The organism is Methylophaga lonarensis MPL (assembly GCF_000349205.1).
Taxonomy (GTDB): Bacteria; Pseudomonadota; Gammaproteobacteria; order Nitrosococcales; family Methylophagaceae; genus Methylophaga; species Methylophaga lonarensis.
The window spans coordinates 21494-31811 of sequence record NZ_APHR01000055.1 but is presented as its reverse complement, the minus strand read 5'-3'; the positions used below and the strand labels follow the sequence as shown (position 1 = coordinate 31811).

Annotated in this window: 12 protein-coding genes; 2 read left to right on the top strand and 10 right to left on the bottom strand. The window is 50.3% G+C overall.

Features of this window, described 5'->3' with window-relative positions:
- Nucleotides 1-132: 132 nt before the first annotated feature.
- The 3 genes from sufC to MPL1_RS09980 all read right to left on the bottom strand — a co-directional run bounded on the left by sufC (nucleotide 133) and on the right by MPL1_RS09980 (nucleotide 2900).
- Nucleotides 133-894, bottom strand: coding sequence for a Fe-S cluster assembly ATPase SufC (gene sufC / locus MPL1_RS09990; protein ID WP_009727015.1), 762 nt, complete (start codon nucleotides 892-894; stop codon nucleotides 133-135).
- Between the two features lie 76 nt (nucleotides 895-970).
- Nucleotides 971-2419: a Fe-S cluster assembly protein SufB gene (gene sufB / locus MPL1_RS09985; protein ID WP_009727014.1), complete on the bottom strand. Its 1449-nt coding sequence runs from the start codon at nucleotides 2417-2419 to the stop codon at nucleotides 971-973.
- A complete protein-coding gene (locus MPL1_RS09980; protein ID WP_009727013.1) occupies nucleotides 2412-2900 on the bottom strand; it encodes an SUF system Fe-S cluster assembly regulator in 489 nt (162 codons plus the stop codon). The genes sufB and MPL1_RS09980 overlap by 8 nt, the downstream gene beginning before the upstream one ends.
- Before the next feature lie 443 nt (nucleotides 2901-3343).
- On the opposite strand from MPL1_RS09980, the gene MPL1_RS09970 reads away from it, so the two are divergent.
- Nucleotides 3344-4018, top strand: a complete 675-nt coding sequence (locus tag MPL1_RS09970; protein ID WP_152417649.1) for an FKBP-type peptidyl-prolyl cis-trans isomerase — start codon at nucleotides 3344-3346, stop codon at nucleotides 4016-4018.
- Between the two features lie 49 nt (nucleotides 4019-4067).
- Here MPL1_RS09970 and ampD read toward each other — a convergent pair whose 3' ends face one another.
- Complete coding sequence (gene ampD / locus MPL1_RS09965; RefSeq protein ID WP_009727010.1) at nucleotides 4068-4643, bottom strand: 1,6-anhydro-N-acetylmuramyl-L-alanine amidase AmpD; 576 nt, start codon at nucleotides 4641-4643, stop codon at nucleotides 4068-4070.
- Between the two features lie 87 nt (nucleotides 4644-4730).
- Here ampD and nadC point away from each other — a divergent pair, with 87 nt between their 5' ends.
- Nucleotides 4731-5582, top strand: coding sequence for a carboxylating nicotinate-nucleotide diphosphorylase (gene nadC / locus MPL1_RS09960; RefSeq protein ID WP_009727009.1), 852 nt, complete (start codon nucleotides 4731-4733; stop codon nucleotides 5580-5582).
- Here nadC and cysG read toward each other — a convergent pair.
- The 6 genes from cysG to ftsB are packed head-to-tail and all read right to left on the bottom strand — an operon-like array spanning nucleotide 5545 to nucleotide 10318.
- Nucleotides 5545-6969: a siroheme synthase CysG gene (cysG, locus tag MPL1_RS09955; protein ID WP_009727008.1), complete on the bottom strand. Its 1425-nt coding sequence runs from the start codon at nucleotides 6967-6969 to the stop codon at nucleotides 5545-5547. The two genes, nadC and cysG, sit on opposite strands and share 38 nt — an antisense overlap.
- Nucleotides 6969-7745, bottom strand: coding sequence for a DUF1223 domain-containing protein (locus MPL1_RS09950; RefSeq protein WP_009727007.1), 777 nt, complete (start codon nucleotides 7743-7745; stop codon nucleotides 6969-6971). The genes cysG and MPL1_RS09950 overlap by 1 nt, the downstream gene beginning before the upstream one ends.
- A gap of 18 nt (nucleotides 7746-7763) precedes the next feature.
- Complete coding sequence (gene truD, locus MPL1_RS09945; protein ID WP_009727006.1) at nucleotides 7764-8849, bottom strand: tRNA pseudouridine(13) synthase TruD; 1086 nt, start codon at nucleotides 8847-8849, stop codon at nucleotides 7764-7766.
- A complete protein-coding gene (ispF, locus tag MPL1_RS09940) occupies nucleotides 8846-9325 on the bottom strand; it encodes a 2-C-methyl-D-erythritol 2,4-cyclodiphosphate synthase (RefSeq protein WP_009727005.1) in 480 nt (159 codons plus the stop codon). Before ispF ends, truD begins: the two co-directional genes overlap by 4 nt.
- Nucleotides 9322-10032: a 2-C-methyl-D-erythritol 4-phosphate cytidylyltransferase gene (gene ispD / locus MPL1_RS09935; RefSeq protein ID WP_009727004.1), complete on the bottom strand. Its 711-nt coding sequence runs from the start codon at nucleotides 10030-10032 to the stop codon at nucleotides 9322-9324. The genes ispF and ispD overlap by 4 nt, the downstream gene beginning before the upstream one ends.
- Entirely contained in the window at nucleotides 10022-10318 is a 297-nt protein-coding gene (gene ftsB, locus MPL1_RS09930; protein WP_009727003.1) for a cell division protein FtsB, read from the bottom strand. Before ftsB ends, ispD begins: the two co-directional genes overlap by 11 nt.

Here is a 10318-nt window from a genome sequence, read left to right as displayed (position 1 = left end):
TTTTTACCCGGCAGACCATGACGCTCGAACTGCGCTTTGGCTTGTGCGCAGAGCATTTGACTGCTGGCGTGTTTAACAAGCTCACATCATCGGCACGCTCGATAAATGCGGTGTGGATTTCGGCGAGCTGTTTCATGCGCCAACACCTTCAGGGGCGTCATGAATCCAGCTGTAGCCTGATTTTTCCAATTCTTTGGCTAGGTCCTTGTCACCTGATTTGACAATACGGCCGTTGGATAACACGTGCACGTAATCCGGCACGATGTAGTCCAGCAAACGCTGGTAGTGGGTAATCATGATCATTGAGCGATCTGCATCACGCAGGGCGTTGACCCCTTCCGAAACAATACGCAAGGCATCAATGTCCAGACCTGAGTCGGTTTCATCGAGAATTGCCAGCGCAGGCTCCAGCAAGGCCATTTGCAGGATTTCGTTGCGTTTTTTCTCACCACCGGAGAAACCTTCGTTAACGCTGCGATGCAGAAACTGCTCATCCATCTTGACCAGTTCCATTTTGCTGCGCACCAGAGTCAGAAAATCAATCGCGTCAAGCTCATCCAGTCCCTGATATTTGCGAACCGCATTCAGTGCAGCTTTCAAGAGATAGATATTGCTGACGCCAGGAATCTCGACCGGGTATTGAAAAGCCAGAAAAACCCCACGTTGAGCCCGTTCTTCCGGTTCCAGATCAATCAGATTTTCGCCCTTGTAAAGGATCTCACCCTGGGTAATTTCATAACCATCACGGCCAGCCAGCACGTTTGACAGCGTGCTTTTACCTGCGCCGTTAGGTCCCATAATGGCGTGAACTTCGCCAGCATTAACTGTCAGATCGATTCCTTTTAGAATTTCCTTGCCATCAATGGTGGCGTGCAGGTTTTTGATTTCCAGCATTTTCATAAATTTTTGACTCTTCGAAATAAGTATTTTTTTAGTATTTCATCAGCGGATCATGGTGCGGAGCGTTTGACTAACCCACCGATCCTTCCAGCGATAAACCAAGCAGGTTCTGAGCCTCTACGGCAAATTCCATCGGCAATTCACGAATCACCTGCTTACAAAAACCATTGACGATCATCGATACCGCATCCTCAGTATCCAGACCTCGCTGTTTGCAATAAAACAACTGGTCTTCACTGATTTTTGAGGTTGACGCTTCATGCTCGACTTTTGCGGTCGGGTTTTTCACTTCGATATAAGGGAAAGTATGTGCCGCACAACGATCACCCATCAGCAATGAATCACACTCAGTGTAATTTCGGGCGTTTTCGGCGTTAGGCCCCATTCGTACCAAGCCACGATAGGCATTTTGCGAACGTCCGGCTGAAATACCTTTTGAAATGATGGTTGAGCTGGTGTTTTTGCCCAAATGAATCATCTTGGTGCCAGTGTCAGCCTGTTGCATGTTGTTAGTCACGGCCACGGAGTAAAACTCACCTACAGAGTTATCGCCCTGCAGCACGACACTTGGATATTTCCAGGTAATCGCCGAACCCGTCTCAACTTGAGTCCATGAAACTTTTGATGACTCGCCACGACAAGCAGCACGCTTGGTCACAAAGTTGTAGATACCACCTTTGCCGTTTTCGTCACCGGGATACCAGTTTTGCACGGTGGAGTACTTAATCTCGGCGCGATTCATCGCCACCAGTTCAACGACCGCAGCATGCAGCTGATTTTCGTCACGCATCGGGGCCGTACAGCCTTCCAGATAACTGACATACGCGTCATCATCGGCGATGATCAGTGTGCGTTCGAATTGTCCGGTATTAGCCGCGTTGATACGGAAATACGTTGACAGCTCCATTGGACAACGCACGCCTTTAGGAATGTAAACAAAAGAACCATCGCTGAACACCGCAGAGTTAAGCGCCGCGTAGTAATTGTCCTGATAAGGCACTACGGTACCGAGATACTGCTTGATAAGCTCCGGGTATTCCTGAACTGCTTTGGATAGCGGCATAAAAATGATGCCCTGTTCCGCCAGTTTGTCCTGGAAGGTATTGGCCACCGAAACACTGTCAAACACAGCATCTACAGCAACGCCAGCCAGACGCGCACGCTCATCGAGCGGCACACCCAGTTTTTCGTAGGTTCTCAGCAACTCTGGATCGACCTCATCAAGACTTTTGGGACCATCGGTCTTTTTCTTGGGCGCTGAATAGTAGCTGATGGCCTGAAAGTCGACTTCTGGATATTGCACATGTGCCCAGGTCGGCGTATCCATCGTCAACCAGTGACGATAAGCTTTCAGCCGCCATTCCAATAAGAACTCAGGCTCGTTTTTGATACGCGAGATTTCGCGGACTACGTCTTCACTAAGACCCGGAGGCAGGCTGTCAGACTCGATATCAGTGACAAAACCAGCGCTGTACTCCTTGCGCGTCAATGTCTCCAGTTGTTGTGTTTGATCAGTCATGGACTTCACCATCATTTAGATTAATTTTGTTCAATTTGTCGGCCGCAGGATAAAACACCAGCGGCCGTGAAGCTGATGCAGGCAGTGTCAGCATGTGCGACAGCTTGACCTCGTCAAGCGCATGGAAAACAGCGTTGTTAATACGCGTCCAGTTGGTTTGAACTGCACAGTGTGTTTCCTGATCACAGTGACTCTCAGAACTGACGCATTCTGTCAGTGCAATCGGCCCCTCAATCGCCGTGATAATTTCCGCGACCGAGATCAACTCCGGCTGACGGCTCAGGGCATAACCGCCCTGTGCACCGCGCTCGGAATTTAACAATCCCGCCGCACAGAGATGCTTAAGCACTTTGCGAACCGTTGGCAATGGCATCTGCACAGCGTCAGATAAAGTATGTGCGCTGTGTTGTGAGCCCCTGTTAGCAGCCAGGTAGCTCATCAATACAATGCCGTAATCTGTCAATTTTCCCATGCGTAACATGGCATCTCCTCCAATTGGTACTATTATAGTATCAATTACGTGAATAACCAAGTGCTTTAGTCAGATATTAAGCAATTTCTGAACAGATGTTCGGAACGCTCTGCGAGAGGTTTTGCGTGCAAATACAAGGCGCACTTCACCGAGAATGGTGATTCCCTCAACAAAAAGTGCAACACAATAGTCGTGCGCAAAAGGATGTCTTGAGAGCCTTACGGTGACTTTGATACCGGTTACAACCTCTTGCCAGGTTTTCATATTCCGATAAGTCCGCGTCTTACTGATGAACCTGCCTGGAAGCCATAGACTGCGGCTGTTTTTCCAAAGACTGCTAACGCAGACAGGATGAAAAAAAATACAGATTCGCGTATGGTGAACTTCGCTGTCGTCCCGGGTACTAACACAAACCATCCCGGTGACCTGTTAATCAACATGAGAGCAGATGAATGAAATTAAAAACCCTAGCCTTTCTACCAATGTTATTCGGAGCCTATGCAATGGCAGACAACGCCAACCTTGACACAGACCAACAGAAACTCAGCTACATCTTCGGCATTCAGGTCGGACAAAGCATGCAGGCCGAAGGCATAGACCTCGACATCTCTGCTTTCAGTGCTGGTGTTGCCGATATGCTGGCGGGTCAACAACCGCGTCTTGACCAAGCAACTGCAGAGCGACTCATCGGTGAATATCAGCAAAAACAAGCACAAAAAATGGCCGAAGTCCTAAACGAAAAACAGGCTCAAGCCAAAACTTTCATGACTGAAAACGCTGCCCGTGATGGTGTTGTGACCACAGAAAGCGGTCTGCAATACGAAATTCTACAAGCTGGCGATGGTGCAACACCTGGCCCAGAAGATCGCGTCATTGCCCACTACCACGGCACATTAATTGATGGCACCGTATTTGACAGTTCTTATGACCGTGGTGAGCCTGCTACATTCCCGGTGAATGGTGTAATTCAGGGCTGGCAAGAAGCACTGCAAATGATGCAGGAAGGCGCTAAATGGCGTGTCGTGATTCCTGGTCATCTGGCCTACGGTCCACGTGGTGCTGGTCAATTGATTGGCCCAAATGAAACACTGATTTTTGATATCGAATTGGTCGCAATTACTCAGTAAAACTGACCAACATCCGATAAAAAAGCCGCTGAAAAGCGGCTTTTTTGTTTTAGTCAGAGCCCAGTGCTGCATGCAGCGCTGTCCAGTCAAAAAACGGACCGGGATCCGTTTTCCGTCCCGGCGCAATATGTTCATGCCCGGTAATGGCTGACTTACTTAGCGTTGGATAAGTAAGCAGCAGCGCCTGAATGACCTCAACCAATGACTGATATTGTGCAGTTTCAAAAGCACTGTGATCATCGCCTTCCAGTTCAATACCCACGGTAAAATCATTACAGCGTTGCCGACCATTCCAGCATGATTCACCGGCATGCCAGGCACGCAAATGAAATGGCACATACTGTATCAGCTCACCATTTCGTCTTATCAACAGGTGGGCGGAAACACGCATCGAAGCAATTGTTTCAAAATAGGGATGCGCGCCTGGATCAAGGCGATTCAAAAATAAATCGGTAATCCAATCACCATTGAACTGGCCCGGAGGCAAACTGATGTTATGTAACACGATGCCACTGATGTCAGCCGGCTCGGGACGCTGATCATGATTTGGAGACAGAAGAAACTTCGCCTCGTTAAGAATGCCTGTCCGTCGGTCAATTTTGAATCCAGTGCGACTGTCGCTCACTGAAGTACTCCTGAAAAGTCATCGCGATAGATTATCAATGCCACACACGTTACCCTATTTGCTGTTTCTTCAATACTCAGGTTTTTCATGTCAATTCTCAACCCGGTTCCGCAAGCGTTTATTCAATCTCAGGTAAAACTGGCACTGTTGGAAGACATCGGTCAGGGCGATTTGACTGCCGATCTGATTCCTGAGCAGCAACGTAGCCATGCACGCCTGCTGACTCGACAAGACTGCTGTCTGTGTGGTCAAGACTGGTTTAACAGTGTTTTTCAGCAACTGGATCCTGACATTCACATCGAGTGGTATTTTAACGATGGTGACCGTATCAGCGCCGATAGCGTGATCTGCAGCCTGCAAGGTTCTGCAAGAAAATTATTGACGGGTGAGAGAACCGCAATGAATTTTCTGCAAACCCTGTCAGCAACGGCCACCATTTCCCGGCGCTATGCTGACGCTGTTTCAGGCCTGCCGGTGTCAATCCTTGATACACGCAAGACACTGCCCGGCTATCGAATTGCACAAAAATACGCGGTGCAATGCGGCGGCTGTGACAATCATCGCTTCGGGCTTTACGATGCGATTCTGATCAAGGAAAACCACATCAATGCGGCCGGAAGCATCGCCGCGGCGGTCAAACTGGCACAGCAGCTTCACCCCGGCGTCAGCATTGAAGTTGAAGTCGAAAATCTCGATGAGTTGCATCAGGCACTGGAGGCCCGCGCCGACATTATTATGCTCGATAACTTCCAGCTGCCACTGATGATTGAAGCCGTGGCGATTAATCAGCAGGCCGCATTACTGGAAGCATCGGGCAACATCAACCTCGACAATATCCGCCAAGTCGCAGAGACCGGCGTTGATCGGATCTCTGTCGGTGCACTGACCAAGGATATTGCGGCTATTGATCTATCGATGCGTTTTGATCCGCAGGATTGAACCAGCTTAATGAATTGTGCAGCCGTGTCACTTCACCAATAATGACCAGCGTCGGTGCTACCGGCTGCTCTCTTTCAGCAAGTTCTGGTAGTTCAGCAATCGTACTGATCCAGACTTTTTGATTTTCTGTAGTGCCCTGTTGCACCAGAGCGGCCGGCATATCCGCACGCATGCCGTGAGCCTGCAACTGCTGACTCAACTCAGGCAGTCCGACCAGCCCCATGTAGACCACGATGGTTTGTCTTGGCTGAACCAGACTTTGCCAGTTCAGATCCAGCTCACCTTCCTTGAGCTGTCCAGTAACAAACACACAACTCTGAGAATAATCCCGGTGCGTCAGCGGAATACCGGCATAACTGGCACAGCCAGAAGCAGCCGTGATTCCCGGAACCACCTGAAAAGGAATTTTATTGTCTGCCAGCGTGGCGATCTCTTCACCGCCACGTCCGAAGATAAATGGATCGCCACCTTTCAAACGTAACACTCGACGGCCTTGCTTGGCATGTTCAAGCAGCAAAAAATTAATTTCATCCTGACGCTTGTGATGCCAGGCACGTTGTTTACCGACATAAACCAGCTCAGCTTCACGTCTAACCAGTGCCAGCACTTCCTTGCTGACCAGCCGGTCATAAAACACCACATCTGCCTGTTGCATCAGCCGCAAGGCTTTGAAGGTCAGCAAATCAGGATCGCCCGGCCCGGCACCGACCAGGTACACCTCACCCTGCTGCAGTGCATTATCGGCAGTGTTGTCAATTAATGTCTGCAGTGTCTGCTCGGCCAGTGCCTCACGACCTGCCAGCATATGATCGGCAACCGGACCTTCCAATACCGACTCCCAGAACCTGCGACGCTGGGCCAATTGGCTGAACTTGTCCTTGACCGCTTCCCGGTAACGGCCGACCAGGTCACCAAGACGACTGTAGGCAGGCGGAATCAATGTTTCCAATCGTGCTCGCAGGTTTCTGGCCAAAATAGGCGATTGTCCACCACTGGACACGGCAATGACGATAGGTGAACGATCCAGAATTGAAGCCAGAATGAAGTCACATAATTCGGGCTCATCCGCCACATTGACCAACAAGCTTTTGGCTTTTGCCGCTCGGTAAACGGCAAGATTGACCTCGTTATCATCGGTGGCGGCAATGACAATGCGCTGTTGGTAGAGATGATGTTTGTCAAAAACCGCCTTTAACCAGAAGACGCGTCCTGCCCATTGACTATCCGCAAGCATCTGACGAGTGGGTTCGGCAATATCCGGGGCAATAATGGTGACCTTGGCCTGCGCCTTGAGCAGCAGTGCAGCTTTTCTGGCCGCAATCTCGCCGCCACCGACAACCACACATTGTCGATCCTTGAGATCAATAAAAATCGGTAAATAATCCATCAGTTTCCTTCATGCTCCAGCGGCAGAGCAACTGCTTGCAAGACAAATGCATCACTCAGGTTTTGAACAACGGCCACCACAGTCAATTGATTCAGCTGCCAGTCGTCCTCAACAGGTACTTCAGCACTGATCAACATCTCCCTGTCCAGTGGATAGGGTCCAAGCCAACGCCGCACGACATTCTGATGATTGAAGTGTCGACCGGCATTATCACCTGCGGTGACATGACTCTGGAGGTTGTTTTCCTTGACGGCAAGATAGAGGCTGGAATGCGCCTGATTGTGCTCACCTTCTACCAGTACATGCGTATCTATCAACAACTGCTGTGTCTGCGAGTCATGTTCAACCTGCAGCGAGATGTCCGCCTCTGGCTGCAAATCATTGACAAAGAGCACCACATCTTCCAAGTGTTGGCGCCAGTTATGCACCACCTCACCGCTGAGTACAAATTCGGGGGTGAAAATGGTTTGAAACAGATTGAGTCGAGCAAGCTGTCGCTGTCTTGCGGTAAATTCGGGCCGGGCAAACGCGTCCACCCAGCCTTTTTGTTCATCCAGATAGTCAACATGAAAAGCCAGCACTATCAGGCGCCGATCATCAATGCCTATCTCTGGAAGTTGCTTAATCCATTGTTCGGCTGGCGGACATCGGCCACAGCCCTCCGAAGTGAATAACTCAAGTACCGCCATTTGATGTTCAGGACTATTCACCTGCCAGCTTTTGGCATTGGCAAGCAAGGGTATAAAGCAGATCAACAAGGACAAGAGATATTTCATGATCGATGCCCCGATAATTTATTCAGCATCCTCAACTGAGTTGTCTCCAGTGTTGACGATCAGACTGGCATCGTCAATCTGAGCGAGCTCACGAAGCACCGCAGTCAGATAACTACCTGCCGGTAATTGCATCGAGAGTTTCAGGCAGTTGTCATCAACAAATTGCCAATCCATCTGCTCAGGAAACACCCTGAGCGCGCGCCGTTCTTGTGATAATCCAGCCTTTTCAAGGGCTTGTTTCCAATCCTGCCAGTCTTGCAGCACGGTCTCCTCAAGCTGCTGACTGAGTCCAGAATTCGGCACTCTGCCGCGGCCCCAGAGCGGACCTGTTGGATGTATATCCATCTGAGCAAGCCGCTGTTCAATGTCGGCATCTACTTCGGCAAGGTGAAAAAAACTGCGGCTGCCTGCCAACTGCATCACATCCCCCTGCAAGGCCTGATTCCAGCTGCCAGATTTAATGCGTTCCGACAACACCAGATTGAACAGCCAGGACCGACCCGCCGACAAAATGATGCTGCGTTGGTTACGACGATTGGGTGCCCGACCGGTCTGAAACCACTGGTCAGCTCGAAACAAATTACCTGACTGATGACCAAATCTCTGCTCTGCAAAGTAGTTGGGAACACCGTCTTGTTTAATGCGCAAAAGCCCGTCCAGCCAGGCATCTTTATCACCTGAAAGCTCACGTAATGTGATGTCAAAGCGGTTACCTTGCAGCGCGCCTCGCTTAAGTTTTTTATTGTGTCGATGCGCTTCAATGATCCGGTACTGTTCGGTATCAAATTGTGACCAATCCGGCACTTCATGACCTTCAAGGTTGACGCTGAACCATTGCCTTGTGATGGCATGTCGGTCTTTCAATCCGGCATAGCCAACCGCCACTTGAGGAACGCCGGCAAAACGGGCCAGTGCATTTGCCAACCAGTCGGTATTGGTATCGGTCTTTTCGATGAATAACCAGTGATGCCCGCCCACGCCCTCAGGCGCAAATGGCAGTATTTCTGTGACTCGAAAATCAGCCGGCGACTGTCTGATGATCGCCTTGCATTCAGAAGTTCGGTCAGAACAACGCTGCAATTGACTGAAGTCAAAATGTTTCAATTTTGGATCCTTGTAATCAGGGCAACCGCATGCGCTGCGATGCCCTCTTCTCGCCCGGCAAAGCCAAGCTTTTCGGTGGTGGTTGCCTTGATATTCAACGCGCCTTCGTCGATCTGCATATCAGCGGCCAGTTTCTGACGCATTTCAGGGATAAACGGTGCCAGCTTGGGCGCCTGGGCCACGAGTGTACTGTCGACGTTTGCCACCTCATAACCTGCTGCTTTGATGGCATCGATTACCCGACGCAGCAAAACTCTGCTGTCGATGCCTGCAAACTCCTCAGCACTGTCTGGAAAGTGATGCCCGATATCCCAAAGACCGGCGGCGCCAAGCAAGGCATCGCAAATCGCATGGATCAGTACATCGCCATCCGAATGTGCAGCCAAGCCCTGATGATGGGCAATCTTGACACCGCCCAGCACCAAATCACAATCGGCTGCAAAACGATGCACATCATAACCGTGACCGATTCTCATAAATTTGATCCGCCTTGTTGCTGTAAAAACAATTCAGCCAATGGCAAGTCCTGTGGCAGGGTGATTTTGATGTTATCCGCATGCCCGGCAATGAGTTTTGGTTGATAGCCCAGGTATTCCATCGCACTGGCCTCATCGGTGACATTGATACCGGCGGCAATCGCCTGACTGAGTGCCTGTCTGAGTTGTTGTAAACGAAACATTTGTGGCGTTGCGGCTCGCCACAATGCCTCTCGTGGCACAGTCTCAGCCACCCGGCCATCCATGGTTGCCCGTTTCACCGTATCGGTGATTGGCATGGCTAAAATACCACCCACTTCATCAGTCGCCAGACTGTGGATCATGTGATCGATATCGGCGTGCCGTAAGCAAGGTCTTGCCGCATCATGGACCAATACCCATGGGTCTCCCACTTGCTCATCAGCCAGCCTATCCAGAGCGTTTAAGACTGAATCTGAACGCTGTTGTCCGCCCTCGGCAATCAGTAATGGCCAGTCTGCTGGAATTTCCAGTGATGACCACCAGGGATCATCCTTGGCAATAGCAATCACCAGACCAGATATTTGAGGATGAGACAGCAGCCTGTTGAGGGTGTGCATCAGCACCGTCTGCTGCTGCAACAGCAGATATTGCTTTGGCTTGTCAGTCTGCATGCGGCTGCCAGTGCCGGCAGCAGGCACTATCGCCCAGAACTGTTCACTGGGCATCGTCTGAATCTTCGATAATGTGGAAGAATGTCTCGCCGGGCTTGATCATGCCCAACTCACTGCGTGCGCGTTCTTCAAGCGCTTCAAGGCCACTTTTCAGATCCTGTACTTCAGCAGCAAGTACTTCATTGCGCTCTTCAAGCCGGGCATTATCAAGCCGCTGATTTTCAACAGCATGATGTAAACGCAGCAATGACGGCAACCCGTCATGACTCAACCACAATCGATATTGCAATAACAGCAAAATCACCAGCAGTATCAGCATGACGGGCTTAATGCCGAACAT